Annotated in this window: 34 protein-coding genes; 28 read left to right on the plus strand and 6 right to left on the minus strand. The window is 45.4% G+C overall.

Going from position 1 to position 24,644, the window contains the following annotated elements:
• The first annotated feature begins 10 nt into the window (after positions 1–10).
• The 21 genes from rpsC to rplQ all read left to right on the plus strand — a co-directional run bounded on the left by rpsC (position 11) and on the right by rplQ (position 10,294).
• Positions 11–709, plus strand: coding sequence for a 30S ribosomal protein S3 (gene rpsC, locus R7070_RS11215; RefSeq protein ID WP_005383161.1), 699 nt, complete (start codon positions 11–13; stop codon positions 707–709).
• Positions 710–720: 11 nt separating this feature from the next.
• Positions 721–1,131 (plus strand): 50S ribosomal protein L16, encoded by a 411-nt coding sequence (rplP, locus tag R7070_RS11220; protein ID WP_005379577.1) that lies wholly within the window; start codon positions 721–723, stop codon positions 1,129–1,131.
• The gene (gene rpmC / locus R7070_RS11225) at positions 1,131–1,322 is read left to right on the plus strand and encodes a 50S ribosomal protein L29 (RefSeq protein WP_005379576.1); all 192 of its coding nucleotides are present in this window, start codon (positions 1,131–1,133) and stop codon (positions 1,320–1,322) included. Before rplP ends, rpmC begins: the two co-directional genes overlap by 1 nt.
• Complete coding sequence (gene rpsQ / locus R7070_RS11230; protein ID WP_005379575.1) at positions 1,322–1,576, plus strand: 30S ribosomal protein S17; 255 nt, start codon at positions 1,322–1,324, stop codon at positions 1,574–1,576. Before rpmC ends, rpsQ begins: the two co-directional genes overlap by 1 nt.
• A 162-nt stretch (positions 1,577–1,738) precedes the next feature.
• A complete protein-coding gene (rplN, locus tag R7070_RS11235; RefSeq protein ID WP_004410450.1) occupies positions 1,739–2,110 on the plus strand; it encodes a 50S ribosomal protein L14 in 372 nt (123 codons plus the stop codon).
• A gap of 13 nt (positions 2,111–2,123) precedes the next feature.
• On the plus strand, positions 2,124–2,441 hold the full coding sequence (gene rplX, locus R7070_RS11240) for a 50S ribosomal protein L24 (RefSeq protein WP_005379574.1): 318 nt from the start codon (positions 2,124–2,126) through the stop codon (positions 2,439–2,441).
• A gap of 23 nt (positions 2,442–2,464) precedes the next feature.
• On the plus strand, positions 2,465–3,004 hold the full coding sequence (gene rplE / locus R7070_RS11245; protein WP_005379573.1) for a 50S ribosomal protein L5: 540 nt from the start codon (positions 2,465–2,467) through the stop codon (positions 3,002–3,004).
• Positions 3,005–3,021: 17 nt separating this feature from the next.
• A complete protein-coding gene (rpsN, locus tag R7070_RS11250) occupies positions 3,022–3,327 on the plus strand; it encodes a 30S ribosomal protein S14 (RefSeq protein WP_004410442.1) in 306 nt (101 codons plus the stop codon).
• A gap of 29 nt (positions 3,328–3,356) precedes the next feature.
• Positions 3,357–3,749, plus strand: a complete 393-nt coding sequence (rpsH, locus tag R7070_RS11255; protein ID WP_005379572.1) for a 30S ribosomal protein S8 — start codon at positions 3,357–3,359, stop codon at positions 3,747–3,749.
• 13 nt (positions 3,750–3,762) lie between these two features.
• The gene (gene rplF, locus R7070_RS11260; protein ID WP_005379570.1) at positions 3,763–4,296 is read left to right on the plus strand and encodes a 50S ribosomal protein L6; all 534 of its coding nucleotides are present in this window, start codon (positions 3,763–3,765) and stop codon (positions 4,294–4,296) included.
• A gap of 9 nt (positions 4,297–4,305) precedes the next feature.
• Positions 4,306–4,659 carry a 50S ribosomal protein L18 gene (gene rplR / locus R7070_RS11265; protein WP_005379568.1) on the plus strand — a complete coding sequence of 118 codons (354 nt, stop codon included), beginning with the start codon at positions 4,306–4,308 and terminating at the stop codon, positions 4,657–4,659.
• Between the two features lie 14 nt (positions 4,660–4,673).
• On the plus strand, positions 4,674–5,177 hold the full coding sequence (gene rpsE, locus R7070_RS11270) for a 30S ribosomal protein S5 (RefSeq protein WP_004745894.1): 504 nt from the start codon (positions 4,674–4,676) through the stop codon (positions 5,175–5,177).
• Positions 5,178–5,184: 7 nt separating this feature from the next.
• The gene (gene rpmD, locus R7070_RS11275) at positions 5,185–5,361 is read left to right on the plus strand and encodes a 50S ribosomal protein L30 (RefSeq protein WP_005379565.1); all 177 of its coding nucleotides are present in this window, start codon (positions 5,185–5,187) and stop codon (positions 5,359–5,361) included.
• A gap of 5 nt (positions 5,362–5,366) precedes the next feature.
• The gene (gene rplO / locus R7070_RS11280; RefSeq protein ID WP_005383155.1) at positions 5,367–5,801 is read left to right on the plus strand and encodes a 50S ribosomal protein L15; all 435 of its coding nucleotides are present in this window, start codon (positions 5,367–5,369) and stop codon (positions 5,799–5,801) included.
• A gap of 20 nt (positions 5,802–5,821) precedes the next feature.
• Entirely contained in the window at positions 5,822–7,156 is a 1,335-nt protein-coding gene (gene secY, locus R7070_RS11285; RefSeq protein ID WP_005379562.1) for a preprotein translocase subunit SecY, read from the plus strand.
• A 38-nt stretch (positions 7,157–7,194) separates the two neighbouring features.
• Positions 7,195–7,308: a 50S ribosomal protein L36 gene (gene rpmJ / locus R7070_RS11290; protein ID WP_000868186.1), complete on the plus strand. Its 114-nt coding sequence runs from the start codon at positions 7,195–7,197 to the stop codon at positions 7,306–7,308.
• A gap of 149 nt (positions 7,309–7,457) precedes the next feature.
• The gene (rpsM, locus tag R7070_RS11295; RefSeq protein ID WP_005383154.1) at positions 7,458–7,814 is read left to right on the plus strand and encodes a 30S ribosomal protein S13; all 357 of its coding nucleotides are present in this window, start codon (positions 7,458–7,460) and stop codon (positions 7,812–7,814) included.
• Positions 7,815–7,832: 18 nt separating this feature from the next.
• Complete coding sequence (gene rpsK, locus R7070_RS11300; protein WP_001118870.1) at positions 7,833–8,222, plus strand: 30S ribosomal protein S11; 390 nt, start codon at positions 7,833–7,835, stop codon at positions 8,220–8,222.
• Between the two features lie 27 nt (positions 8,223–8,249).
• Positions 8,250–8,870, plus strand: a complete 621-nt coding sequence (gene rpsD, locus R7070_RS11305; RefSeq protein ID WP_005383146.1) for a 30S ribosomal protein S4 — start codon at positions 8,250–8,252, stop codon at positions 8,868–8,870.
• Between the two features lie 24 nt (positions 8,871–8,894).
• Complete coding sequence (locus tag R7070_RS11310; RefSeq protein WP_005383143.1) at positions 8,895–9,887, plus strand: DNA-directed RNA polymerase subunit alpha; 993 nt, start codon at positions 8,895–8,897, stop codon at positions 9,885–9,887.
• A gap of 26 nt (positions 9,888–9,913) precedes the next feature.
• The gene (rplQ, locus tag R7070_RS11315; RefSeq protein WP_005383141.1) at positions 9,914–10,294 is read left to right on the plus strand and encodes a 50S ribosomal protein L17; all 381 of its coding nucleotides are present in this window, start codon (positions 9,914–9,916) and stop codon (positions 10,292–10,294) included.
• Between the two features lie 135 nt (positions 10,295–10,429).
• Here the strand turns inward: rplQ and R7070_RS11320 are convergent, their stop codons facing one another.
• Together R7070_RS11320 and R7070_RS11325 are read right to left on the minus strand one after the other, a co-directional pair.
• Positions 10,430–10,909, minus strand: a complete 480-nt coding sequence (locus tag R7070_RS11320; protein ID WP_017820297.1) for a DUF2780 domain-containing protein — start codon at positions 10,907–10,909, stop codon at positions 10,430–10,432.
• 153 nt (positions 10,910–11,062) lie between these two features.
• Positions 11,063–11,683, minus strand: a complete 621-nt coding sequence (locus R7070_RS11325; protein ID WP_005383137.1) for an FKBP-type peptidyl-prolyl cis-trans isomerase — start codon at positions 11,681–11,683, stop codon at positions 11,063–11,065.
• Between the two features lie 232 nt (positions 11,684–11,915).
• Here R7070_RS11325 and R7070_RS11330 point away from each other — a divergent pair, with 232 nt between their 5' ends.
• Complete coding sequence (locus R7070_RS11330; protein ID WP_206225462.1) at positions 11,916–12,512, plus strand: LysM-like peptidoglycan-binding domain-containing protein; 597 nt, start codon at positions 11,916–11,918, stop codon at positions 12,510–12,512.
• Between the two features lie 91 nt (positions 12,513–12,603).
• On the opposite strand, the gene R7070_RS11335 is transcribed toward R7070_RS11330, so the two are convergent.
• Positions 12,604–13,065: a GNAT family N-acetyltransferase gene (locus tag R7070_RS11335; protein WP_017820295.1), complete on the minus strand. Its 462-nt coding sequence runs from the start codon at positions 13,063–13,065 to the stop codon at positions 12,604–12,606.
• A 142-nt stretch (positions 13,066–13,207) separates the two neighbouring features.
• Here R7070_RS11335 and dbpA point away from each other — a divergent pair, with 142 nt between their 5' ends.
• Complete coding sequence (dbpA, locus tag R7070_RS11340; protein ID WP_318141221.1) at positions 13,208–14,587, plus strand: ATP-dependent RNA helicase DbpA; 1,380 nt, start codon at positions 13,208–13,210, stop codon at positions 14,585–14,587.
• Between the two features lie 54 nt (positions 14,588–14,641).
• Here dbpA and R7070_RS11345 read toward each other — a convergent pair whose 3' ends face one another.
• Together R7070_RS11345 and cpdB are read right to left on the minus strand one after the other, a co-directional pair.
• Entirely contained in the window at positions 14,642–15,220 is a 579-nt protein-coding gene (locus R7070_RS11345) for a Crp/Fnr family transcriptional regulator (RefSeq protein ID WP_005379584.1), read from the minus strand.
• 97 nt (positions 15,221–15,317) lie between these two features.
• On the minus strand, positions 15,318–17,279 hold the full coding sequence (gene cpdB, locus R7070_RS11350) for a 2',3'-cyclic-nucleotide 2'-phosphodiesterase (protein ID WP_047101902.1): 1,962 nt from the start codon (positions 17,277–17,279) through the stop codon (positions 15,318–15,320).
• A gap of 275 nt (positions 17,280–17,554) precedes the next feature.
• Between cpdB and cobA the strand changes: the two genes are divergently transcribed.
• The 5 genes from cobA to cysC all read left to right on the plus strand — a co-directional run bounded on the left by cobA (position 17,555) and on the right by cysC (position 23,465).
• Positions 17,555–18,430, plus strand: coding sequence for a uroporphyrinogen-III C-methyltransferase (cobA, locus tag R7070_RS11355; RefSeq protein ID WP_031780800.1), 876 nt, complete (start codon positions 17,555–17,557; stop codon positions 18,428–18,430).
• Between the two features lie 59 nt (positions 18,431–18,489).
• Positions 18,490–19,398, plus strand: a complete 909-nt coding sequence (gene cysD / locus R7070_RS11360; RefSeq protein ID WP_005379592.1) for a sulfate adenylyltransferase subunit CysD — start codon at positions 18,490–18,492, stop codon at positions 19,396–19,398.
• 18 nt (positions 19,399–19,416) lie between these two features.
• Positions 19,417–20,847 (plus strand): sulfate adenylyltransferase subunit CysN, encoded by a 1,431-nt coding sequence (gene cysN / locus R7070_RS11365; protein ID WP_047101905.1) that lies wholly within the window; start codon positions 19,417–19,419, stop codon positions 20,845–20,847.
• Positions 20,848–21,098: 251 nt separating this feature from the next.
• A complete protein-coding gene (locus R7070_RS11370) occupies positions 21,099–22,823 on the plus strand; it encodes an SLC13 family permease (RefSeq protein ID WP_318141222.1) in 1,725 nt (574 codons plus the stop codon).
• 24 nt (positions 22,824–22,847) lie between these two features.
• Entirely contained in the window at positions 22,848–23,465 is a 618-nt protein-coding gene (gene cysC, locus R7070_RS11375) for an adenylyl-sulfate kinase (protein ID WP_033906013.1), read from the plus strand.
• An 89-nt stretch (positions 23,466–23,554) separates the two neighbouring features.
• Here the strand turns inward: cysC and R7070_RS11380 are convergent, their stop codons facing one another.
• Entirely contained in the window at positions 23,555–24,460 is a 906-nt protein-coding gene (locus R7070_RS11380) for a TIGR03899 family protein (RefSeq protein WP_005379599.1), read from the minus strand.
• Between the last annotated feature and the right edge of the window lie 184 nt (positions 24,461–24,644).

Below are 24,644 nucleotides of genomic sequence, written 5' to 3' on the forward strand. Positions count from 1 at the left end.
AGAGTAAGCAATGGGTCAAAAAGTACATCCAAATGGTATTCGTCTAGGCATCGTTAAGCCTTGGAATGCTACATGGTTTGCTAACACCAAAGATTTCGCTGACAACCTAGACGGCGACTTCAAGGTACGTCAGTTCCTTACAAGTGAACTGAAAAAAGCGTCTCTATCACGTATCGTTATCGAGCGTCCTGCTAAGAGCATCCGTGTGACTATTCACACTGCTCGTCCAGGCGTTGTTATCGGTAAGAAAGGTGAAGACGTTGAGAAGCTACGCGCAGCTGTAGCTAAAATTGCAGGTGTACCAGCGCAAATTAACATCGCTGAAGTACGTAAGCCTGAACTAGATGCGCAACTTGTTGGTGACAGCATCGCGTCTCAGCTAGAGCGTCGTGTTATGTTCCGTCGTGCTATGAAGCGCGCAGTACAAAACGCAATGCGCCTAGGCGCTAAAGGTATCAAAGTGGAAGTAAGCGGTCGTCTAGGCGGCGCTGAAATCGCACGTTCAGAGTGGTACCGTGAAGGCCGTGTGCCTCTACACACTCTACGTGCTGACATTGATTACGCAACTTCTTCGGCTCACACTCAATACGGTGTGATCGGCATTAAAACTTGGATCTTCAAAGGTGAAATCCTAGGTGGTATGCCAGCAGCTAACGCTGTAGAGCCTAAAGGCGACAAGCCTAAGAAGCAGCGTAAAGGCCGTAAGTAAGGAGTCGACAGATGCTACAACCTAAACGTACTAAGTTCCGTAAGGTTCAGACTGGTCGTAACCGTGGTCTAGCTAAAGGTACTGATGTAAGCTTCGGCGAATTCGGTCTTAAAGCTGTTGGCCGTGGTCGTCTAACTGCTCGTCAAATCGAAGCGGCACGTCGTGCAATGACACGTCACGTTAAGCGTCAAGGTAAAATCTGGATCCGTGTGTTCCCAGACAAACCAATCACAGAAAAACCACTTGAAGTTCGTCAAGGTAAGGGTAAAGGTAACGTTGAGTACTGGGTAGCCCAAATCCAACCTGGTAAGGTTATGTACGAAATGGGTGGTGTACCTGAAGAATTGGCACGTGAAGCGTTCCGTCTTGCGGCACGTAAACTGCCTTTCAAAACTACATTTGTAACTAAGCAGGTGATGTGATGAAAGCACAAGATCTACGCGAGAAAAGCGTTGAAGAGCTTAACGCTGAGCTAATGAATTTGCTACGCGAACAGTTCAACTTGCGCATGCAAGCTGCGACTGGTCAACTACAGCAAACTCATACTCTGAAAGCTGTACGCCGTGATATCGCACGTGTGAAAACTGTTTTGACTGAGAAGGCAGGCGCATAATGAGCGAAGTAAAACGTACTCAACAAGGTCGTGTTGTTAGCGACAAGATGGACAAGTCTATCACTGTTGCTATCGAACGTTTCGTAAAACACCCAATCTACGGTAAATACGTAAAACGTACGACTAAAGTACACGCACATGACGAGAACAACGAGTGTGGCCTAGGCGACACAGTTGAAATCGCAGAGTGTCGTCCACTGTCTAAGACTAAGTCTTGGACTTTGGTAAAAGTTCTAGAAAAGGCGAAGATTTAATCTCGTTAATTCTATGAAACTAAAGCGGCTCCAAAATATTTTTGGAGCCGTTTATTTTTTGACTACCCAATCACAAAAAAGGGTGGTACAATTCGCGTCCCTTTTAAAGAGGCAGCCCGACCCGTGATGGGTCTAGTTATTAATATTTAGCGGAGCACTAACATGATCCAAATGCAAAGTATGCTGGACGCAGCTGATAACTCAGGCGCACGCAGCGTAATGTGTATTAAGGTTCTGGGTGGCTCTCACCGCCGTTATGCACATATCGGTGACGTCATCAAAGTTACTGTGAAGGAAGCAATCCCTCGCGGTAAAGTTAAAAAAGGTGATGTTCTGAAGGCGGTGGTAGTGCGCACCCGTAAAGGCGTACGTCGTCCTGACGGTTCTGTCATTCGCTTCGACCGAAATGCTTGCGTATTGCTAAACGACAATACTGAGCAACCAATCGGTACACGTATCTTTGGTCCTGTGACACGCGAACTTCGTGGCGATAAGTTCATGAAGATCGTTTCACTGGCTCCAGAAGTTCTGTAAGGAGCACGTAGAAATGGCAGCTAAAATCCGTCGTAATGACGAAGTAATCGTTCTTGCTGGTAAAGACAAAGGCAAGAAAGGTAAAGTAACTAAGGTTCTAGCAACTGGTAAAGTTATCGTTGAAGGTATCAACCTAGTTAAGAAACATCAGAAACCTGTTCCAGCTATGGGTATCCAAGGCGGTATCGTAGAGCAAGAAGCAGCTATCGACGTTTCTAACGTGGCTATCTTTAACGCAGCTACTGGTAAAGCTGACCGTATCGGTTTCCGTTTTGAAGACGGCAAAAAAGTTCGTTTCTTCAAGTCTAACGGCGAAACCGTTTCTAACTAATAGAAGTAATTTGGAGTTCTACTATGGCGAAACTGCATGATTACTACAAGTCGTCTGTAGTCGCTGAACTGACCAAACAGTTCGGTTACACAAGCGTCATGCAAGTCCCTAGAATCGAGAAAATCACCCTAAACATGGGTGTTGGTGAAGCAATCAACGATAAGAAACTGCTAGAAAATGCAGCGTCTGATATGGCAACGATCTCTGGTCAAAAGCCACTTATCACAAAAGCGCGCAAATCTGTTGCAGGTTTCAAAATCCGTGAAGGCTACCCTATCGGTTGTAAAGTAACCTTGCGTGGCGAACGTATGTGGGATTTTCTTGAGCGTTTAATTAACATCGCTCTTCCACGTGTACGTGACTTCCGTGGTGTTAGCGCTAAGTCTTTTGACGGTCGCGGTAACTACAGCATGGGCGTTCGCGAGCAAATCATCTTCCCGGAAATCGACTTTGATAAAGTTGATCGAGTACGCGGTCTAGACATCACTATTACGACGTCTGCTGGTACTGATGAGGAAGGCCGTGCTCTGCTGGCTGCCTTTAACTTCCCATTCCGTAAGTAAGGTGAAGGGTTACTGTTATGGCTAAAAATTCAATGAAAGCACGTGAAGCAAAACGTGCGAAGCTAGTAGCTAAGTTCGCTGAAAAGCGTGCAGCGCTAAAAGCTATCATCAGCGATGTAAACGCATCTGAAGAAGATCGTTGGAACGCGGTTCTTACACTGCAATCTCTTCCACGTGATTCAAGTGCATCACGTCAGCGCAACCGTTGCAACCAAACTGGTCGTCCACACGGTTACCTACGTAAGTTCGGTCTAAGCCGTATTAAGGTTCGTGAAGCTTGCATGAAAGGCGAGATTCCGGGTCTTCGTAAGGCTAGCTGGTAATTGCCACTTAATCATTTGGAGTAAATCATATGAGCATGCAAGATCCGATTTCGGATATGCTGACCCGCGTTCGTAACGGTCAGGCAGCAAACAAAGTTGCTGTAAAAATGCCTTCTTCAAAGCTTAAAGTTGCAATTGCTGCACTACTAAAAGCTGAAGGTTACATCGTTGACTTCGCTGTTGAAGGCGAAGCAAAACCTGAGCTAGAAGTTACACTTAAGTACTTCCAAGCTAAACCAGTAATCGAGCAACTTAAACGTGTTTCTCGTCCAGGTCTACGTGTTTACAAGAAGAAAGATGAACTTCCTTCTGTAATGGGTGGTCTTGGTATTGCTATCGTTTCTACTTCCAAGGGTCTTATGTCAGACCGCGCTGCACGTAAAGCAGGTCTTGGTGGTGAAATCATCGCTTACGTAGCTTAATAAGGAGTAGACTATGTCTCGTGTTGCAAAAGCACCTGTCGCTATTCCAGCTGGCGTAGAGGTGAAACTAAACGGCCAAGAAATCACTGTAAAAGGTGCGAAAGGCGAACTAACTCGCGTTCTTAACAACGCAGTTGTAATCGCTCAGGAAGAAAATAACCTGACTTTCGGTCCTAAAGAAGGTGTTGCTAACGCATGGGCTCAAGCAGGTACTGCTCGCGCTCTAGTTAACAACATGGTTGTTGGTGTTACTGAAGGCTTTACTAAGAAGCTAACTCTTAAAGGTGTAGGTTACCGTGCTGCTATCAAAGGCAACGCTGTAGGTCTAACACTAGGCTTCTCACACCCAGTTGAGCACGAGTTGCCAGCGGGTATTAAAGCTGAATGTCCAAGCCAAACTGAAATCGTGATCACTGGTGCTGACAAGCAACTAGTTGGTCAAGTTGCGGCTGACATTCGTTCTTACCGTGAGCCTGAGCCATACAAAGGCAAAGGTGTTCGTTACGCAGATGAAAATGTGCGTACTAAAGAAGCTAAGAAGAAGTAAGGTAACACTATGGATAAGAAAGCATCTCGCATCCGTCGTGCTACACGTGCACGTCGTAAGATTGCAGAACTGGGTGCGACTCGCCTAGTTGTACACCGTACTCCTCGTCACGTGTACGCACAGGTTATCGCGGCTAACGGCTCTGAGGTTATCGCAGCAGCTTCTACTGTAGAAAAAGCGATCCGTGAGCAAGTGAAATACACTGGTAACGTTGATGCAGCTAAAGCAGTGGGTAAAGCTATTGCTGAGCGCGCTCTAGAGAAGGGCGTAACTGCAGTTGCATTTGATCGTTCTGGTTTCCAATACCACGGTCGAGTAGCGGCGCTAGCAGAATCTGCTCGCGAAGCTGGTCTGAAATTCTAAGGTAGGGTTGGAAGATGGCTAAAGAACAACAAGTTCAAGCGAATGATTTGCAAGAAAAGCTAATCGCAGTTAACCGTGTTTCTAAAACGGTTAAAGGTGGTCGAATCATGAGCTTCACTGCACTAACAGTAGTTGGTGACGGTAACGGTCGTGTAGGTTTCGGTTACGGCAAAGCTCGTGAAGTACCTGCAGCGATTCAAAAAGCAATGGAAAAAGCGCGTCGTAACATGACTACGATCGCTCTAAACGAAGGCACTCTTCACCACCCAGTGAAAGGTCGCCATTCGGGCTCTAAAGTTTACATGCAGCCTGCTGCAGAAGGTACTGGTGTTATCGCAGGTGGTGCGATGCGTGCAGTACTAGAAGTTGCTGGTGTACACAACGTACTATCTAAAGCGTACGGTTCTACGAACCCTATCAACATCGTTCGTGCAACGATCGATGCACTAGGTAGCATGAAGTCACCAGAAATGGTTGCTGCTAAACGTGGTCTAACTGTTGAATCTATTTCGGAGTAAGAACACCATGGCAACTATTAAAGTAACTCAAACTAAAAGCTCAATTGGTCGTCTGCCAAAGCACAAAGCTACTTTGCGCGGTCTAGGTCTTCGTAAAATCAACCACACAGTAGAACTTGAAGATACTCCGTGTATTCGCGGTATGATCAACAAGGTTTACTACATGGTTAAAGTTGAGGAGTAATCAGAATGCGTTTGAATACTCTAGCACCGGCTGCTGGCGCGAAAACTTCTGCGAAGCGAGTAGGTCGTGGTATCGGTTCAGGCCTAGGTAAAACTGGTGGCCGTGGTCACAAAGGTCAAAAATCACGTTCTGGCGGCAGTGTTCGTCCAGGTTTCGAAGGCGGTCAGATGCCTCTGAAACAACGTCTACCAAAATTCGGTTTCACTTCTCGTAAGAGCCTAGTGTCTGCTGAAGTTCGTCTAGCTGAGCTAGCGAAAGTTTCTGGTGACGTAGTTGATCTAAACAGTCTTAAAGCTGCTAACATCATCACTAAGAACATCGAATTTGTAAAAGTTGTTCTTTCTGGTGAAATCAACAAAGCAGTGACTGTTAAAGGTCTACGTGTGACTAAAGGCGCTAAAGCTGCAATCGAAGCTGCAGGCGGTAAAATCGAGGAATAATCTCGAGGAACGAGGTACAGATGGCTAAGAAACCAGGACAAGATTTTCGTAGTGCTCAGAGCGGCTTAAGTGAACTAAAGTCGCGCTTGTTATTCGTAATTGGTGCACTTTTAGTATTCCGAGCCGGCTCTTTTGTGCCGATTCCTGGTATTGACGCTGCTGTACTTGCCGATTTGTTCGAACAGCAAAAAGGTACCATCGTTGAAATGTTTAACATGTTCTCCGGTGGTGCTCTTGAGCGTGCATCTATATTAGCATTGGGCATCATGCCGTATATTTCGGCATCTATTGTTGTCCAATTGCTAACTGTAGTTCATCCAGCGTTAGCTGAACTCAAAAAAGAGGGTGAAGCAGGCCGTCGTAAGATAAGCCAATACACACGCTACGGCACGCTTGTACTTGCAACCTTCCAAGCTATAGGTATTGCAACTGGCCTACCAAACATGGTCGACAATCTGGTTGTTATCAACCAAACCATGTTTACGCTAATTGCTACCGTAAGTTTAGTAACCGGTACCATGTTCTTGATGTGGTTAGGTGAACAAATTACAGAGCGCGGAATTGGTAACGGTATTTCGATACTGATTTTTGCAGGTATTGTTGCTGGATTGCCTTCTGCAATCGGTCAAACAATCGAGCAAGCGCGTCAAGGTGAATTGCATGTACTTCTTCTGTTGCTAATCGCGGTATTAGCTTTTGCAGTAATTTACTTCGTTGTTTTCATGGAACGTGGTCAACGCCGAATCGTCGTTAACTATGCGAAACGTCAACAAGGTCGTAAAGTATTTGCTGCGCAAAGCTCGCACTTGCCTCTTAAAATTAACATGGCAGGTGTAATTCCAGCGATTTTTGCATCAAGTATTATCTTGTTCCCAGGAACATTGGCTCAGTGGTTTGGTCAAAACGGTGAGAGCAGCGCGTTCGGTTGGTTAACTGACGTGTCTTTGGCTCTTAGCCCAGGTCAACCGTTGTATGTAATGCTTTATGCAGCAGCAATTATCTTCTTCTGTTTCTTCTACACGGCGTTGGTTTTCAACCCGCGTGAAACAGCAGATAACTTGAAGAAGTCTGGTGCATTCGTACCCGGTATCCGCCCAGGTGAGCAGACAGCGAAATACATTGATAAAGTAATGACACGTTTAACCCTTGCTGGTGCACTGTACATTACCTTTATCTGTCTGATTCCCGAGTTCATGATGGTCGCGTGGAACGTACGTTTCTACTTCGGCGGTACATCGCTACTAATCGTAGTTGTTGTAATTATGGACTTTATGGCACAGGTACAGACTCATCTGATGTCTCAACAGTATGATTCTGTGTTGAAGAAAGCGAATCTGAAAGGCTACGGCCGTTAATCCGGCGGTAGACTCAGTTTCATTTACGGAGTTTAGCAATGAAAGTTCGTGCTTCCGTTAAAAAAATCTGCCGTAACTGTAAAGTGATCAAGCGTAACGGTGTCGTTCGCGTGATTTGCAGTGAGCCAAAGCACAAACAGCGCCAAGGCTAATTAGCAGAAATTTTTACTTGAAAATGAAGGTTGGGTCGAGTATATTCCTCGGCCTACCTTTTGCGTGCAAAAGAAGTAGTATTCCGCAGCGTATCCATAACGGGCTTTGCTGCGGCTAATTCTTTTATAGAAACACTTAGGAGTGAATAATGGCCCGTATAGCAGGCATTAACATTCCTGATCAGAAACATGCAGTAATCGCTCTAACAGCGATCTACGGCATCGGTAAAACTCGCTCTCAAGCTATCCTAGCTGAAGTGGGTATTGCTGAAAATGTTAAGATCAGTGAACTAACTGAAGAGCAGATCGATCAACTGCGTGATGGTGTAGCTAAGTACACTGTAGAAGGTGATCTACGTCGTGAAGTATCTATGAACATCAAGCGTCTTATGGACCTTGGCTGTTACCGTGGTCTTCGTCATCGTCGCAGTCTACCACTACGTGGACAGCGTACTAAAACCAACGCTCGCACCCGTAAGGGTCCGCGTAAGCCGATCAAGAAATAATCGGGAAGGTAGAGTACAATGGCTAAACAACCAACTCGCGCTCGTAAGCGCGTACGCAAGCAAGTTGCAGATGGCGTTGCGCACATCCATGCTTCTTTCAATAACACAATCGTAACCATTACTGACCGTCAAGGTAACGCTCTTGCATGGGCTACTGCAGGTGGTTCTGGTTTCCGTGGTTCTCGTAAGTCTACTCCGTTCGCTGCACAGGTTGCTGCTGAGCGTTGTGCTGAAATGGCTAAAGAATACGGCCTAAAGAACTTGGAAGTTATGGTTAAGGGTCCTGGTCCAGGTCGCGAATCTACTGTTCGTGCACTAAACGCCGCTGGTTTCCGCATCACAAACATCGTTGATGCTACACCAATCCCTCATAACGGTTGTCGTCCACCTAAGAAACGTCGCGTATAACGTTTCTAGGACAATTGGAGAAGAATCATGGCAAGATATTTGGGTCCTAAGCTGAAGCTTAGCCGTCGTGAAGGCACTGACTTATTCCTTAAGTCTGGTGTTCGCGCGATCGATACCAAGTGTAAAATTGATAACGCACCAGGTGTACACGGCGCTCGTCGCGGTCGTCTATCTGAGTATGGCGTTCAGCTTCGTGAGAAGCAAAAAGTACGTCGTATGTACGGCGTTCTAGAAAAACAATTCCGTAACTACTACAAAGAAGCTGCTCGCCTAAAAGGCAACACTGGTGAAAACCTACTTCAGCTTCTTGAAGGTCGTCTTGATAACGTAGTTTACCGCATGGGCTTTGGCGCAACTCGCGCAGAAGCACGTCAGCTAGTTAGCCACAAAGCTATCCTAGTAAACGGTAAAGTTGTAAACGTTCCTTCTTTCAAAGTAGCGGCTAATGACGTTGTTTCTATTCGCGAGAAAGCTAAACAGCAAGCTCGTATCAAAGCAGCTCTAGAAGTTGCTGAACAACGTGAAAAACCAACTTGGATTGAAGTAGATGGTGGCAAGATGGAAGGTACATTCAAGCGTATGCCTGAACGTTCTGATCTATCAGCTGACATCAACGAACAATTGATCGTCGAGCTTTACTCTAAGTAAGGTTTAAACTAAAGAGAGGACACAATGCAGGGTTCTGTAACAGAATTTCTTAAGCCACGTCTAGTTGACATCGAACAAATCAGCTCGACTCACGCAAAAGTAACTCTTGAGCCATTAGAGCGTGGCTTTGGTCATACTCTGGGTAATGCACTTCGCCGCATCCTTCTATCTTCTATGCCAGGTTGTGCTGTAACAGAAGTAGAAATTGAAGGCGTACTTCATGAGTACAGCACGAAAGAAGGCGTTCAAGAAGATATTCTTGAAATTCTTCTAAACCTTAAAGGTTTGGCTGTGCGCGTTGCCGAAGGCAAAGATGAAGTGTTCATTACTTTGAACAAATCAGGCTCGGGCCCTGTGGTTGCAGGTGACATCACCCATGATGGTGATGTAGAGATCGCTAACCCTGAACACGTAATTTGTCACCTGACGGATGACAACGCTGAGATCGCAATGCGTATCAAAGTTGAACGTGGTCGTGGTTATGTTCCAGCTTCTGCGCGTATCCATAACGAAGAAGACGAGCGTCCTATCGGTCGCCTACTAGTAGATGCTACTTACAGCCCAGTAGACAAAATTGCCTACGCTGTAGAAGCAGCTCGTGTAGAACAGCGTACTGATCTAGACAAGCTTGTTATCGATATGGAAACAAACGGTACTCTAGAACCTGAGGAAGCAATCCGTCGTGCAGCTACAATCCTAGCTGAACAATTGGATGCATTCGTAGATCTTCGTGATGTACGAGTTCCTGAGGAGAAGGAAGAGAAGCCAGAATTCGATCCGATCCTACTGCGTCCTGTAGACGATCTTGAACTAACAGTTCGCTCTGCTAACTGTTTGAAAGCAGAAGCGATTCACTACATCGGTGATCTAGTACAACGTACTGAGGTTGAGCTACTTAAAACGCCTAACCTTGGTAAAAAATCTCTTACTGAGATTAAAGACGTACTTGCGTCACGTGGTCTGTCTCTGGGCATGCGCCTAGAAAACTGGCCACCTGCATCAATCGCTGAAGATTAATCGATACTAGTTAGAAGGATTAGGTCATGCGCCATCGTAAGAGTGGTCGTCAACTCAACCGCAACAGCTCACATCGCAAAGCGATGTTCAGCAACATGGCTAGCTCTCTAGTACGTCATGAAGTTATCAAGACTACTTTGCCAAAAGCAAAAGAGCTACGTCGCGTAGTTGAGCCTTTGATTACACTAGCTAAGACTGACAGTGTTGCTAACCGTCGTCTAGCATTTGCACGTACTCGTGACAACGAAGTAGTTGCAAAACTATTTAACGAACTAGGTCCACGTTTTGCTGCTCGTCAGGGCGGTTACACTCGTATCCTAAAAGCTGGCTTCCGTGCTGGTGATAAAGCTCCAATGGCTTACATTGAGCTTGTAGATCGCCCAGCTGCTGAAGAAGCTGCTGAGTAATCAGTTCGTAAGAACGAGAAAGCCGAGCATTAGCTCGGCTTTTTTGTATCTGTAATTCAGTAAACCTTTATATCCAGCCTGCATTTATTTCAACCCATGCAGACTGGCAATTTAAAAAGTGACTATCACTTGCGCTTATTTACTAGTATTCCACAACCCGCCCAACGAACTTAGAAGCCCTTCGCTAGCGCCTTGCTTGTTCAAGTAATCCAAGATTACTGGAGCAAACTGACTGATCATAGATGGGTCTAAACCTAACGTATCGAATGCACTTTTTACTGCACTGATATTCTCAATATTTCCTAGTAAGCTTTGTGCTCCTTGCAAGTTTGAAAGTCCAGGAATCAAAGACTGTAACTCACTACTATTTTCTTGCGAAAGCTGGCTTTGAGCCAAAGCGAGTAGTGCACCACTGCCTCCGGCTGCTTGCTCAGTGGATACTGGTAATTGGCTAGTTAGCATGTCTGTTAATGGAGACGACTCGGTGTTCAAGCTGCTGCCGACCATGTCCATCAGGCCACTTTCTTTACTTTTTTGAGTGACTGAATCTAAGAATGCGTGCGCACTACCAATGTTGATTGATAGGAGTGCTAGAGTTAGGAGTGTTTTACGCATAGTACCTCCAAAGGTTGAGCGTTTTTTAAAAGTGATTTTATTTTTAAAGGCTATCAGAGTGAAAGGTTCAGAGGTGAGAAAGTCTATTCAGTTTAGACAAAAAAACGGCGCTAGTGCGCCGTTTTATTTAATCATAATTGAAAATGGTTTCAATTAGATAATATCTAATAGTTCTACTTCGAAAACTAAAGCTGCAAATGGAGGGATAGCCGCACCAGCGCCACGCTCACCGTACGCAAGATCTTGTGGTACGTATAGCTTCCACTTAGAGCCAACAGGCATTAGTTGTAGTGCCTCTACCCAACCTTTGATTACACCTGTAACAGGGAATTCAGCAGGTTGACCGCGAGATACAGAGCTATCGAATACAGTACCGTCAGTTAGCTCACCGTGGTAGTGAACGCGAACTGAGCTTTCTGCTGTAGGAACTGCACCAGTACCTTCAGAAATGATTTCGTACTGAAGACCAGAGTCTAGAACGTTAACTTCAGGTCGTAGAGCGTTGTCTTTTAGGAACGCTTCGCCTTCTGCTGCCGCAATTTTTGCTGCTTCTTGGCGAGCTGTTTCTGCACGAGTGTGAAGTTCTTGTAGTGCTTTGTTGATTTCATCAATTTCGATTGATGGCATGTCACCAGTTAGTGCTGTTGCAATACCTGCTGCGATAGCATCAACGCTAAGACCTTCAAGACCAGAGCCTGCAAGTTGCTGACCCATTTGCAGACCAATGCCGTAGCTTGCTTTTTGTTCTGCAGTTTCAAATTTAATTTCAGACATGAATGTCGCTCTTATTAGGAGTGATAAAGGTAACAGGATATCAGTTTCGAGCTTAGGTTTAAATGATTGCGACTGAATGCTTAATTGAGGCGGCCAGGTTGTGACTTATCTCTTACTCCAAGTGAAATTTCTGCTAATTTAATCCCAATTCCATTTTAGTTTGGTGAAAAACATATACTCTCCGCGTCGGTATTTTTATACTGACCGTAGAAGTATTAAGGGACTCATTACAATGAATCGTCGCAGAAAGAAAAAGCAGCAAGTCGACTATGTCGAATTGGTTAAACAAAAATTCGCTGCTATCGACTGGAAGCAGCCGTTCAACAAAGAGCAATGGTTGGAGCGTATACAGCCTGTTAAGCAGTTTTGGTTGCGTCTGCCTAAATTTCATCAGCGTGCTTTGATGGTCTTAGTGCCATTGATTCTGGTACTCCTTGTTATTCCTTTGCCAAATAAAACAGATCAACCAGTTGAGCAGACTGAGGTCGATCATCAACGCGTAGCGATTGAGCTGAACGCGCAGAGTTTAAGCCAGCAGAGAACCTCTCAGAACTCTGGACCGAAATCTGAAGATTGGAAAGAGTACACGGTTAAAAATGGTGATACATTAGCGCAGGTTTTCAGAAGTAATCAGCTCTCTATGGCGGATCTTAGCGCTCTGGTCAAAATAGAAGGCAGTGATAAGCCGCTAAGCCAAATAAAGCAGGGACAGTTGATTCGCTTTAAGCTTAGTGACGAAGGCGAGTTAGATATGCTACAGCTGGAAAAAAGCGGGCGGTCCGTTATGTTTTTCCGTTTGTCGGATGGGGCCTTTGGGCGTAACAAGTAAACGCTTCAAATGAAAAGACGCGAATATATCGCGTCTTTTTAGTTAGTTTTTTAATTCGATTAGTTTTCATAGTAACCAATCGAATTGAAACTTATAGCGCTACGGATTCTTTCCGCATATCCACATGAGGGATACCATCTTCAAGATAGCACTCTGAGATAACCTTGAATCCATGACTAGCATAAAACTGGATGAGGTGTTCTTGAGCACCTATATCTATTGTCTGTCCTGGCCATAATGTTTCGCATTGTGCCAAGGCCTTGTCCAATAACTTATGACCTAAGCCACCGCCTCGCGCGGTCTGCTTTGTCACCACTCGACCAATACTCACATTGTCATACGTAGTGCCTGCGGGCAGTAATCTTGCGCAAGCAACCAGTTCATCACCGTGATAGCCTATTAGATGATAAACGCCTTCCAGTGTGTCCTTACCATCAAGTTCAGGGTAAGGGCAGGTTTGTTCAACAACGAATACATCCACACGCAATTTCATCATTTCATACAGCTGTGTGGTTGTTAGCTGAGCAAAGGGCAAAGTAATCCAAGTGAGCATGTTGTTATCCGTAATGAGAATAGAGTGACTGACTTTACTTTGTTTTGAGCTCATACTCATTAACAAAGGTTAATTAGCACTGGTTTTCCCACCAAATCTGGTGATAATGTGCCCTCTTTCCATCTCACCTGAGGATATCCCCGTGAGCAAACAAACATTCGATCAAGTTGGGCTGAACCCAGCGTTACTCGCCACACTTGATTCCCTGAACTATACCCACATGACGCCAATTCAAGCTTTGAGCTTGCCTGCAATCCTAAAACATCGTGATGTCATCGGGCAGGGTAAAACGGGCTCAGGTAAAACCGCTGCATTTGGTTTAGGGGTTTTATCGAACCTCAACGTCAAACGCTTTCGTGTCCAGTCATTAGTATTGTGTCCAACACGTGAGCTTGCAGATCAAGTAGCGAAGGAAATTCGTACTTTAGGTCGCGGCATTCATAATATTAAAGTGCTTACTCTCTGCGGTGGGATGCCAATGGGGCCACAAATTGGTTCGTTAGAGCATGGTGCGCATATCCTAGTTGGTACTCCTGGTCGTATTTTGGATCACCTTGAGAAAGGCCGAATTGATCTTAGCGAACTGAATACCTTGGTGCTAGATGAAGCTGATCGCATGTTGGACATGGGTTTCCAAGACGCATTAGATGCAATCATCGATGCAGCGCCAAAGCAGCGCCAAACTCTACTTTTCAGTGCTACTTTTCCAGAGAAAATTGAGCAAATTGCGCAGCGTATAATGCAGACACCGGAAGTGATTAAGGTGGAATCGACGCATGATACCTCAAGCATTGCGCAGTACTTCTATAAAGTTGAAGGCTCGGAAGCACGTGATGAAGCGTTGGCGAATTTGCTGCTGACTCACCAGCCAGAGTCCGCGGTGGTTTTTTGTAATACCAAAAAAGAAGTGCAAAGTGTCGCAGATGAGTTGCATCACAAAGGATTCAGCGTTATCGATATCCATGGGGACTTAGAGCAGCGTGAACGCGACCAAGCATTGGTGCAGTTTGCTAACAAGAGTGTGTCTATCCTTGTTGCAACAGACGTTGCGGCGCGTGGCTTAGACGTTGATAATCTTGATGCTGTCTTTAACTTTGAGCTATCACGCGATCCTGAGGTTCATGTGCACCGTATTGGTCGTACAGGTCGTGCGGGTAGTAAAGGTTTAGCGTTTAGCTTTTTTGGTGAGAAAGACGGTTTACGTGTAGCTCGTATTGAAGAATACCTAGAGATGGACGTGGTACCAGCAACATTGCCTGCCAAATCAAATCAGCAGCCATACCAAGCGAAAATGGTGACGATTAACATTGATGGCGGTAAGAAACAGAAAGTACGACCGGGTGATATTTTAGGTTGTTTGACAGGAAAAAATGGTATTCTAGGCTCTCAAGTCGGAAAGATTCACCTATTCCCTGTGCGCGCTTATGTTGCCGTCGAAAAGTCTGTGGCTAAAAAGGCTCTACAAACCATTAGTAACGGCAAGATGAAAGGGCGCCAGTTCCGGGCGCGAATTCTTAAATAGCTCAAATAGCAGAGAAAAAGCTCTTCGTTTGAAGAGCTTTTTTCTTTTTTGAGTTTATTTGAGAGTGTGATCTTTGGTTAAGCGTGCTTTGATTCGACTCAAACTGATTGGCGTAATGCCCAGGTAGGCCGCAATTTGACTATCGGTAATACGTTGCTTTAAATCTGGGTAATGAGCGCAAAATAATTGATATCGTTCCTCTGGAGAGTAGAGCAACATAAAGCGTTCTTTATTCTCTTTATTAACCAGTTGGTTTTCGAGTAGCTTTAAGTAAATGGCGTGCTTTTCTGCTCGCCAGTGATGCAACGTTTCAATTGGCAAGCAAAATAGCTGACAAGCGCTCAGCGTTTCCAATAAGTAAGGCGAAGGTTGGTCCTTTATTATGCTCTCAAACCCGATAACCCAGTCCTTCTCCCAATAAAATTCTTTACTGAATTCTTTGCCGTGCTCCGTGAGATAGCTTGCGTGGCATAACCCCTCAATGATGAAGTAAAGGTGTGAGCTCAACTCCCCTTGGTGATTAAGAATGTGGCGTGTAGGCAGTTCGAGCAACTCACCATTTTCAATAAGTTGGTTTGCTTCTGTCTCTAAAAAGCCATGATTGACTAAGTCTGAAAAAAGATCGATGTGCATGTGATAACTCGGAAACGGTTTTCTTTATTTTAACGGGTTTTATTGATAACAAAAAAGCGGCTCATGAGAGCCGCTTAGTGTTGCTGTCAAATCAACCTTATTTATTCAGATCGATTTGATAAATTGCGAAACCAATGTCGTCTGTTGACACGCGTTTCATTGGGTATTGTCCTTTCTCTTTGATGAACTGCGCCGCTTTATCGCTAGGGGAGGTTTCGAAACGAATATCTAGCTTGTTATCGGACTTAATCGGTGCGAAAGACCAGTTGTTGTCAGCGCTTGGTGTCACTTCTCCTTTTTCTTCACTCACGCGAGAAATATAAGTGGCGACGACAGAGCGGTTTTCATCTGGTGCGTCAAATGCAATGAAATCTGGGCCTGTACCAGGGAAAGTATTGCTATAAGCACGGTAGTTATTGGTTGCGATGATGAAATCTTGCTTCGGATTGACAGGCTTACCATTGAACGTCAGATTCACAATGCGCTGAGAATCTGGATTAATCACTTTACAATCCGCATCGTACTTCGGCGGTTGGGTAACGTCGATTTGGTAGTTAACCCCATCAATAACATCGAAGTTGTACGTACGGAAATTATCCCAATCAATCAAAGATTGCGGTTTAGGATTGTTGATGTCGATGTGGTTGAATTGACCCGCACTGCACTCTAGCCATTCGCGAACTTCTTTACCTTTCACTTTCATCGCAACCAAGGTGTTTGGATATAAGTAAAGATCGGCCGCATTACGGAAGGTGAGCTGACCGGATTCTACTTCTGTAAAGTTATTCGGATCGTTCTTACGACCGCCGACTTTAAATGGTGCTGCCGCACTCAGTACTGGAATGTCAGAAAGGTCTGGGTCGCCTTGAATAAAGCGTTCTACGTAGTCTTTCTGAGCAAGGTTAACGATTTGAATGGTGGGGTCGTCCTGCACTAATGCCAAGAAGCTGTACATGACATCATTTGCTTTGCCGATTGGTTGGTTTACAAATTCACGAGTGCCTTTGTGATCTTCTTCTAACGCTTTCACAATATCTGCATCGGCTTTAGCTAATGACTTCTTATTTACTTTATCGAAGATAGGGCGTGCTTCTGCTTGGCCTTCGACGACTTGCCATCTGCCGTCTTTCTCTTTCAGCATCAAATCCATCACACCTACGTGACTTCCCCAGCGGCCCGGCATCACGGACGTTACACCATTGATGGTCCCTTTATCTATATCAACACCAGGTAGGTTTGCGAAGTCTTTCCCTGGGAAGACGGCGTGAGAGTGGCCAAAAGCAATCGCATCAATACCTTCAACTTCTGTGAGGTAGTAAACAGAGTTTTCAGCGCCTAGTTTGTATGGATCAGTAGAAATGCCTGAGTGTGGAATCGCCACAATAACGTCTGCGCCTTCTTTCTTCATCTGAGGAACCAGCTTTTTCGCTGTCTCAGTGATGTCTTCAGCGAAGACTTTTCCTTCTAGATTCTTCTTATCCCATACCATGATTTGTGGCGGGACGAAGCCGATGTAACCCACTTTGATTTCGTGGCTTTGACCATCAGTGTCTTTGAACGTGTGCGTTTTAATTAGATAAGGTTTGAAGTAGTGCTCGCCTGTCTTCTTGTCGAAAACGTTAGCACTAACATAAGGGAAGTTCGCACCGTCGATAGAGTTTTTCAGGAACTCAAGGCCGTAGTTGAATTCGTGGTTACCAATGTTACCCACATCGTAATCCAACTGGTTCATCGCTTTGTATACCGGGTGGATTTCGCCAGCGTTAATCCCTTTCGCCGCCATGTAATCGCCCATTGGGCTGCCCTGAATTAAATCACCGTTATCTACTAGTACCGTGTTTTCTGTCTCGGACTTAGCTTGTTTCACTATTGTCGCTGCGCGACTTAAACCGATTTGCTGTGATGGTTGGTCTTTGTAGTAATCGTAATCCATCACGTTGGTGTGAATGTCGGTGGTTTCGATAATACGAAGCTTGATGGTATCGGCCATTGTTGGGCCAGCAAGCGTTAGCATGCCACTTAATACTGCGAGGGAAATAGGATGAACTGCCACTTTCATTTGGTGCTCCAATTCAATGATAAGGGGAAATCGCACTGCGTAATGTATCAAACACAGATGCAACTCGATGATAAAGATACAGAAAACTGTGAACATTAATCAGTTTACTGAACCTTATTCATATTAACCGCCGACTTTTTCACGCTTTTGAATGAGACCAAACAAAAACTTCTTAGCAGATTTTTGAATAAAAAATGAAATTTTAGAATTTCAGGTAATATAAACGCCCCGCCATAATGCTTGCATGACGATATCAATGGACGATGAGCAAGCACATGGCAACGAACGATTCAGTCACTTCTTTTCCTAAACCAAAGCCCCGGTTAGTTTCTGACAACCCAGTCGCTGGTGTTACTCGTTTTGCAAAGCAATCGCTACAGCCTGGTGAAGTCGCCTTAGTAGGTGCAGGACCAGGCGATCCTGAACTTCTGACGGTGAAAGCACTGAACTGCTTGCAGCAAGCTGACGTGGTTTTGTACGACTACTTGGTGTCTGAAGAAATCATGGCATTGATTCCAAGCGATACGATTTTGGTGTGCGTTGGGAAGCGAGCTGGGCATCACAGTGTGCCGCAGGAGAAGACGAATCAGCTTTTGGTGGATTTTGCCAAGCAGGGCTACAAAGTAGTGCGCATTAAAGGTGGGGATCCGTTTGTATTTGGTCGTGGTGGTGAAGAGTTAGAAGTGCTTGCTGATGCCGGCGTTCGTTTTCAAGTTGTCCCTGGCATTACCGCAGCAGCTGGCGCAACCGCTTATGCTGGTATTCCACTGACTCATCGTGATTATGCGCAATCGGCCATCTTTGTGACTGGCCACTTGAAAGAAGAAAGTGATGAGATGGATTGGTCCACGTTGGCGCGTGGGAATCAGACTTTAGTGATCTACATGGGGCTGATGAAATCACACTATATTCAGAATCAACTCATTAAGCATGGCCGTTCAGCGTCGACTCCGATTGCCATTATTGAGCGTGGCACGCAGATTCAACAAAAAGTATTTACGGGAGAACTCTCCCAACTCTCTGATTTATCGAAGGAAGCACAATCGCCATCTTTGATTGTTGTCGGAGAGGTAGTGCGACTGTCTCAAAAGTTAGACTGGTTTTTGTCTAGTACTGAATTCAACAAAAGTGCTATTGCCAACTCCATATAATTTCAGACCAAAGATTAGAGACGTAATGCGCCTTCAAGCTTAAAAAGGAAATACAAAACATGGACCAACAACGTTTAACTCACCTTAAACAACTCGAAGCGGAGAGTATCCATATTATCCGCGAAGTTGCGGCTGAGTTTGATAACCCAGTCATGATGTATTCGATTGGTAAAGACTCATCAGTGATGCTGCACCTAGCGCGTAAAGCTTTTTACCCAGGTAAGATTCCATTTCCATTGCTGCATGTCGACACCGATTGGAAGTTCCGCGAGATGATTGAATTTCGTGATCGCACCGCGGCCAAATACGGTTTTGAGCTTTTGGTACATAAGAATCCAGAAGGTCTAGCCATGGGCTGTAGTCCGTTTGTTCATGGTTCTTCTAAGCACACTGACATCATGAAGACTCAAGGCTTAAAACAAGCGCTGAACAAGTACGGTTTTGATGCGGCCTTTGGTGGTGCGCGCCGCGACGAAGAGAAATCACGGGCGAAAGAGCGCGTGTATTCATTCCGCGATAAGAACCATACATGGGATCCTAAAAACCAACGTCCTGAGCTATGGAAGACGTACAACGGCCAGGTCAATAAGGGTGAGAGCATTCGTGTATTCCCGCTGTCTAACTGGACTGAGCTTGATATCTGGCAATACATCTATTTAGAAAACATCGAGATCGTGCCGCTTTACCTCGCGGACAAACGCCCAGTTGTTGAACGCGATGGCATGCTGATCATGGTTGATGATGATCGTATGGAGCTTCAACCGGGTGAAGTGATTGAAGAGAAGAGTGTGCGCTTCCGTACCCTTGGTTGTTATCCATTGACCGGGGCCATCGAGTCTGAAGCAAACACTTTAACTGGCATTATTGAAGAGATGCTAGTGGCAACGTCGAGTGAGCGCCAAGGCCGAGCGATCGACCACGATCAGTCAGGATCGATGGAGCTTAAGAAACGTCAAGGTTACTTCTAAAGGATCTAAGGAAAGATAATGAACAGTGCAGTTGAAGCTCAATTAGCCGAGCTTGGTATCGAAGGCTATTTAACACAACACCAGTACAAGTCGTTACTTAGATTCTTGACTTGTGGCTCGGTGGATGACGGTAAAAGTACATTAATCGGTCGCTTACTCCATGACTCAAAACAAATTTATGAAGATCAGCTAGCGGCAGTGCATTCAGACAGCCAACGTGTGGGCACCACGGGTGAAAAACCTGACCTTGCGTTGTTGGTCGATGGCTTACAAGCTGAGCGCGAGCAGGGGATCACGATTGATGTAGCTTACCGCTATTTCTCGACGCAGAAACGTAAATTCATCATTGCAGATACTCCTGGACACGAGCAGTACACACGTAACATGGCTACAGGTGCATCGACATGTGACTTAGCTGTGATTCTGGTTGATGCACGTAAGGGCATTCTCGATCAAACTCGTCGTCACTCTTTCATTTCCAACCTGTTGGGCTTGAAGCACTTTGTTGTCGCGATCAACAAGATGGACTTAGTGGATTACTCCCAAGAGCGCTTTGAAGAGATCCGCGATGAGTATCTGAAGTTCTCTGAGAATCTGACAGGGGATATTGATATTCAAATCATCCCGATCTCAGCGCTTGAAGGGGACAATGTGGTGGATAAAGGCCAAAACCTGACTTGGTTTAAAGGCCCATCATTGCTTGAGCTTCTTGAAACGGTCGATGTGGATCAAGAAAAAGGCGCGGGTGAATTCCGCTTCCCTGTGCAATACGTTAATCGTCCTAACCTCGATTTCCGTGGTTTTGCGGGGACCATTTCTTCTGGTTCGATCAAAGTCGGTGATGCCATTAAAGCATTGCCATCGGGTAAAACGTCAACTGTGGCTCGTATTGTGACCTTTGATGGTGATATCGAAGAAGCTCGTGCCGGATTAGCTGTCACTCTGACGCTAAGCGATGAGATCGATATTAGCCGTGGCGATTTGATTGTTCTAGATAATGCTCAAGTGGAAACCACAAACCATTTGCTTGCCGATGTGGTATGGATGACAGAGCACCCCCTGCAACCGGGTCGTGACTATGACATCAAAATCGCAGGTAAGAAAACCGTAGGTCATGTTGAAGCGATTCGTCATCAATATGACATTAATAATCTCTCGACTCATAGCTCGGCAGAGCTGCCATTGAATGGTATTGGTTTGTGTGAATGGTCTCTTAATGAGTCAGTCGCGCTGGACAATTATCAAGACTGTGCAGATACCGGTGGCTTTATCATTATCGATCGTCTGACAAACGTGACGGTTGGTGCTGGCATGGTTAAAGAGAGCCTCGCCGTGGTTGAGCGCGATTTGACGGGCATCTCTGCGTTTGAAGTTGAGCTTAATGCGCTTGTCCGTAAACACTTCCCACACTGGGAAGCAAAAGACGTCAGCCAGTTTCTGAAAAAGTAACTGGCTTACCCAAGTACGATAATTTCAGGCTCTGTCTGCTGTTGTACTTGGGGCGTCGCTACCTAACTGAATTGCGAGATGTCGTTAGGTATTCTCCTAATACCAGAATGCTTCGGTGGAGCCCAAGAAAACCGAGCATTCTGATGTTCTTTTCGCTTGCGCTGATTTTTGTCTGTTTACTCGTTTGTCGGTGTTTCATGGATAAATGAGTCGTTGTTGTGCCCTTTGGGGCTATTTGGTAAGGAAAGGCTATGTGGGAACAAGGGTTTGTGTTAGCGATTTTGCTTGGCATTATCACTTGCTTGCTTGTCACGAAAATTAAGCCTAGTTACGTCTTTGCGGGTGCCGCTTTTATTGCATTCATGGCTGGGATGATGGATTCAGCCACTATCGCATCCAATTTTACCAACTCTTCATTGTTAACCCTGGTTCTATTGATTCTTGCATCCTGTGCTCTAGAAAAAACACTGCTGATCAGTTGGGTGAGCCGAAGTATCTCTGAGGGTCAGTTAGGCAGCGTGATTGCTAAGCTCGGTGTGTCGACCGCCTTGCTTTCTTCATTTACGAATAATACCGCTGTGGTTGTCTCATTGATTGGGGCGATTAAGCGTAATCAGCAGCATGCACCTTCGAAATTACTTATTCCCTTGTCTTATGCCGCCATTTTTGGTGGCACGTTAACTTTGATTGGTACGTCGACTAACTTAATCATCAACAGCTTTGTCGAAGACGCAGGCTTACCGAGCCTGAGCTTTTTTACACCTACGATGATAGGTTTGGCTGTGCTGGTGGGAGGGATGCTGATTCTTATCCCACTGAGCTACTTGCTACCGAATTATGATGATCAAAGTCAAGAAGATTTACCTTACTTTCTTGAGTCTCGCGTTGAGCCAGGCTCACCGCTAGTTGGGCGTACGATCAGCGAGAATAATTTACGTGCGCTGCGCAAACTGTTTCTTGCAGAAGTGGTGCGCGATGGTGTTACTGTTTCTTCTGTGGGACCGGATTTTGTGCTCAATGCAAAAGACCGTCTGTTATTTTGTGGCGATGTTGAGAGCGTCGCGACCCTGCAAGAAATTCCGGGCCTCAAGTTGTTTGGTCAGCAGCACTTAAATGGGCAAAACTTTATCGAAGTTGTGGTGAGCTCGTCGGCGACATTTTGCTACAAAACCCTCAAAGAGAGCCGATTCCGCGATCGATTCGATGCCGTTGTTGTGGCGATTCGCCGAGGCCACGAACGCCTAGAAGGTGGCTTGGGTAGTATTGCCTTAGCGCCAGGAGACACGTTAGTTCTGGTTCCAGGAAAGCGTTTTGAGTCTGAACGCCGAGCTCATCGTAAAGAGTTTGTTTTAGTGCATGACTTGGACTCTAGCGCTCGGCTTGATACGAATAAGTCTTCTATTGTATTACTGGGCTTTGCAGCCGTAATTGGATGCGCTCTATTAGAGTTAGTACCGATTATTAAAGGTCTAGCTGCGTACCTTATCGCGCTTATTGCGTTTGGTATTGTGCAGATTTCAGAACTGCGCCGCCGTTTTCCGATCGATATCGTCGTGATTGTCGGTTCCGCTTTGTCTATTGCTCAACTGATGATCTCTTCTGGATTGTCAGAAAGAATGGGAGTGATGTTTATTGAAGCGTTTAATGGCTGGGGAGTATTTGGTGCCTTGGTGGCGACTTATATCATGACATTGGTACTCACTGAATTGGTGACAAACAATGCCGCGGCTGCGCTTTCTTTTCCTATCGGCTATAGCATGGCGGTGGGTTATGGCGTGGATCCGATGCCATTCATCATGGCGGTTTTGTTCGGCGCGAGTGCGAGCTTTATCTCTCCCTACGGTTACCAAACTAACCTGCTGGTGTACAGCGTAGGAAATTACAAATTGACCGACTACGTGAGAATTGGAGTGCCAATTTCGATTGTGTACTCTGTATTAGTACTTACTTTGATCCCGGTCTTTTTCCCGTTTTAATTCCGATATTTACAAGGATACGTTATGACTGCCGAAACTACGGTAAAAGATGAAAACATTGTTTGGCACCAGCATTCGGTTGATAAACAGTTTCGTGCTGAATTAAAGAAGCAAAAACCTGCCGTATTGTGGTTCACTGGTTTATCTGGAGCGGGTAAATCAACCGTAGCAGGGGCGTTGGAAAATCGCCTTGCAGCATTGGGTTACCACACCTATTTATTGGATGGTGACAATGTACGGCATGGTTTGTGTAGCGATTTAGGTTTTTCTGAACAGGACCGTCGCGAGAACATTCGTCGCATTGGTGAACTGGCGAAGTTGATGGCAGATGCGGGTTTAATTGTTCTGTCGGCGTTTATTTCACCGCATCGTGCAGAGCGGAAGTTAGTGCGCGATTTATTGCCAGAAGGCGAGTTTATTGAAGTGTATGTCAATGCATCTCTAGAGGTTTGCGAAGGTCGAGATCCTAAGGGTTTATACCGTAAAGCCCGTGCGGGAGAGATTCCTAATTTCACTGGTATTGATTCGGAATATCAAGCGCCAGAGAACCCTGAAATCGATTTGCCCGCAGGAGAAAAGAGTGTCGAGGAGTTGGTGGATTTGTGCTTAATCGATCTTAAACAACGCGGTGTGATCCGATAAAAAAGCATTTAGATCATAGGTGACCTAAAGCTCTTTGAGCGGCTGGAGAAGTATTTGGATCATAGGTGGTCAAATGCTTCTCCAACTGGCTAGACAGTATGATGAACCGTACTTTTAGCTTCACTATGGACACTAAATCTATGATTTAACAGTGCAAGCATTTGATCGTAGTATTCGGCATGTGGTTTGTTTCCGAGCAAGGTACAGAGCTCATTGCCTGTGGGTGTGAAGCGGTAATATAAAAGGCGGACACCTTTACTGTTTACGTTCAGCGACAAGTTTTTACCTTGGTAGGTGAGGACCAACGGTGTCTCGATACTAATTTCGCCAGATTCAAGTTCGGCACTGTGCAGCAGCCCTAATTCAATTAAGAGCAACAAGCTTGAATACGGCAGTTGAAAACTTCCCATATTTAGGCTGTTAGCGACGTCTCGCTTGCCGAAGCTAAATATGCCTCCTTGCGCTTTGTAACCAATCAGCAGTTTTCTGCTGTGATCCCCTCCAAAACTGCACGCTAAAGAGGCGGCTCTTTGCAGAGTTTGTGCTTCCTTTGGTGACATATCTTTGAGGGTTTTCAACGCTTTCATGGATGTTGAACCCGGATTGGTCACTTCACGCTTCATCACTTGAGCCCATAGCTTTTGCATCGCGCTGTTATGGATGTCTTGAGCCATCTCAAAAAATCGATGCAACCAATCTTGGTCTGGCTCTCCCGCTGTCTCATCTCGGCATGAACTGTGCGCTAATTTTAAAATCTGTTCTAAGTTTTTTTGTCGCTGTTCTTGGCGTCTTTGCTCTCGCAATTGGGCTCTTTCAAACGCAGATTTGGCTGGCGGTTCGGTTTGCAGTAAGGCGTCAAGACCGTGTATTTGGGCAATGGTTTTTACCTTACTAGCACTGTCTTTTATGTAGCCTTGTTTCTTTTCTTGTTGCGTATTTTTTTTTGTGTCTGACTGATGTTCGATGACAACAGGTTGCTTTGTCGGGTCTGCCATTCGTTTTCCTACCAAGAACTGCGCGGTTCGCACGTTTAAATTTACACCTTATCTGACCAAGCGACCAGACAGGAGTTCTCAGTTTTTGAACGAATAGGGCTATTCAAAATGATAATGAGTTGTTAAAATTGTTATCGTTATTTTGGAGGGGCTATGAAGTTCTCAGAAGCAGGTAAACTCAAAA

The sequence above is a fragment of the Vibrio sp. 1557 genome (assembly GCF_033340175.1).
GTDB classification, from domain to species: Bacteria; Pseudomonadota; Gammaproteobacteria; order Enterobacterales; family Vibrionaceae; genus Vibrio; species Vibrio alginolyticus.

What these genes read in the sequence shown, in the direction of transcription:
- rpsC (WP_005383161.1), top strand. Translation starts at nt 11, where the DNA reads ATGGGTCAAAAAGTACATCCAAATGGTATTCGTCTAGGCATCGTTAAG.
- rplP (WP_005379577.1), top strand. Translation starts at nt 721, where the DNA reads ATGCTACAACCTAAACGTACTAAGTTCCGTAAGGTTCAGACTGGTCGT.
- rpmC (WP_005379576.1), top strand. Translation starts at nt 1,131, where the DNA reads ATGAAAGCACAAGATCTACGCGAGAAAAGCGTTGAAGAGCTTAACGCT.
- rpsQ (WP_005379575.1), top strand. Translation starts at nt 1,322, where the DNA reads ATGAGCGAAGTAAAACGTACTCAACAAGGTCGTGTTGTTAGCGACAAG.
- rplN (WP_004410450.1), top strand. Translation starts at nt 1,739, where the DNA reads ATGATCCAAATGCAAAGTATGCTGGACGCAGCTGATAACTCAGGCGCA.
- rplX (WP_005379574.1), top strand. Translation starts at nt 2,124, where the DNA reads ATGGCAGCTAAAATCCGTCGTAATGACGAAGTAATCGTTCTTGCTGGT.
- rplE (WP_005379573.1), top strand. Translation starts at nt 2,465, where the DNA reads ATGGCGAAACTGCATGATTACTACAAGTCGTCTGTAGTCGCTGAACTG.
- rpsN (WP_004410442.1), top strand. Translation starts at nt 3,022, where the DNA reads ATGGCTAAAAATTCAATGAAAGCACGTGAAGCAAAACGTGCGAAGCTA.
- rpsH (WP_005379572.1), top strand. Translation starts at nt 3,357, where the DNA reads ATGAGCATGCAAGATCCGATTTCGGATATGCTGACCCGCGTTCGTAAC.
- rplF (WP_005379570.1), top strand. Translation starts at nt 3,763, where the DNA reads ATGTCTCGTGTTGCAAAAGCACCTGTCGCTATTCCAGCTGGCGTAGAG.
- rplR (WP_005379568.1), top strand. Translation starts at nt 4,306, where the DNA reads ATGGATAAGAAAGCATCTCGCATCCGTCGTGCTACACGTGCACGTCGT.
- rpsE (WP_004745894.1), top strand. Translation starts at nt 4,674, where the DNA reads ATGGCTAAAGAACAACAAGTTCAAGCGAATGATTTGCAAGAAAAGCTA.
- rpmD (WP_005379565.1), top strand. Translation starts at nt 5,185, where the DNA reads ATGGCAACTATTAAAGTAACTCAAACTAAAAGCTCAATTGGTCGTCTG.
- rplO (WP_005383155.1), top strand. Translation starts at nt 5,367, where the DNA reads ATGCGTTTGAATACTCTAGCACCGGCTGCTGGCGCGAAAACTTCTGCG.
- secY (WP_005379562.1), top strand. Translation starts at nt 5,822, where the DNA reads ATGGCTAAGAAACCAGGACAAGATTTTCGTAGTGCTCAGAGCGGCTTA.
- rpmJ (WP_000868186.1), top strand. Translation starts at nt 7,195, where the DNA reads ATGAAAGTTCGTGCTTCCGTTAAAAAAATCTGCCGTAACTGTAAAGTG.
- rpsM (WP_005383154.1), top strand. Translation starts at nt 7,458, where the DNA reads ATGGCCCGTATAGCAGGCATTAACATTCCTGATCAGAAACATGCAGTA.
- rpsK (WP_001118870.1), top strand. Translation starts at nt 7,833, where the DNA reads ATGGCTAAACAACCAACTCGCGCTCGTAAGCGCGTACGCAAGCAAGTT.
- rpsD (WP_005383146.1), top strand. Translation starts at nt 8,250, where the DNA reads ATGGCAAGATATTTGGGTCCTAAGCTGAAGCTTAGCCGTCGTGAAGGC.
- R7070_RS11310 (WP_005383143.1), top strand. Translation starts at nt 8,895, where the DNA reads ATGCAGGGTTCTGTAACAGAATTTCTTAAGCCACGTCTAGTTGACATC.
- rplQ (WP_005383141.1), top strand. Translation starts at nt 9,914, where the DNA reads ATGCGCCATCGTAAGAGTGGTCGTCAACTCAACCGCAACAGCTCACAT.
- R7070_RS11320 (WP_017820297.1), bottom strand. Translation starts at nt 10,909, where the DNA reads ATGCGTAAAACACTCCTAACTCTAGCACTCCTATCAATCAACATTGGT.
- R7070_RS11325 (WP_005383137.1), bottom strand. Translation starts at nt 11,683, where the DNA reads ATGTCTGAAATTAAATTTGAAACTGCAGAACAAAAAGCAAGCTACGGC.
- R7070_RS11330 (WP_206225462.1), top strand. Translation starts at nt 11,916, where the DNA reads ATGAATCGTCGCAGAAAGAAAAAGCAGCAAGTCGACTATGTCGAATTG.
- R7070_RS11335 (WP_017820295.1), bottom strand. Translation starts at nt 13,065, where the DNA reads ATGCTCACTTGGATTACTTTGCCCTTTGCTCAGCTAACAACCACACAG.
- R7070_RS11345 (WP_005379584.1), bottom strand. Translation starts at nt 15,220, where the DNA reads ATGCACATCGATCTTTTTTCAGACTTAGTCAATCATGGCTTTTTAGAG.
- cpdB (WP_047101902.1), bottom strand. Translation starts at nt 17,279, where the DNA reads ATGAAAGTGGCAGTTCATCCTATTTCCCTCGCAGTATTAAGTGGCATG.
- cobA (WP_031780800.1), top strand. Translation starts at nt 17,555, where the DNA reads ATGGCAACGAACGATTCAGTCACTTCTTTTCCTAAACCAAAGCCCCGG.
- cysD (WP_005379592.1), top strand. Translation starts at nt 18,490, where the DNA reads ATGGACCAACAACGTTTAACTCACCTTAAACAACTCGAAGCGGAGAGT.
- cysN (WP_047101905.1), top strand. Translation starts at nt 19,417, where the DNA reads ATGAACAGTGCAGTTGAAGCTCAATTAGCCGAGCTTGGTATCGAAGGC.
- R7070_RS11370 (WP_318141222.1), top strand. Translation starts at nt 21,099, where the DNA reads ATGTGGGAACAAGGGTTTGTGTTAGCGATTTTGCTTGGCATTATCACT.
- cysC (WP_033906013.1), top strand. Translation starts at nt 22,848, where the DNA reads ATGACTGCCGAAACTACGGTAAAAGATGAAAACATTGTTTGGCACCAG.
- R7070_RS11380 (WP_005379599.1), bottom strand. Translation starts at nt 24,460, where the DNA reads ATGGCAGACCCGACAAAGCAACCTGTTGTCATCGAACATCAGTCAGAC.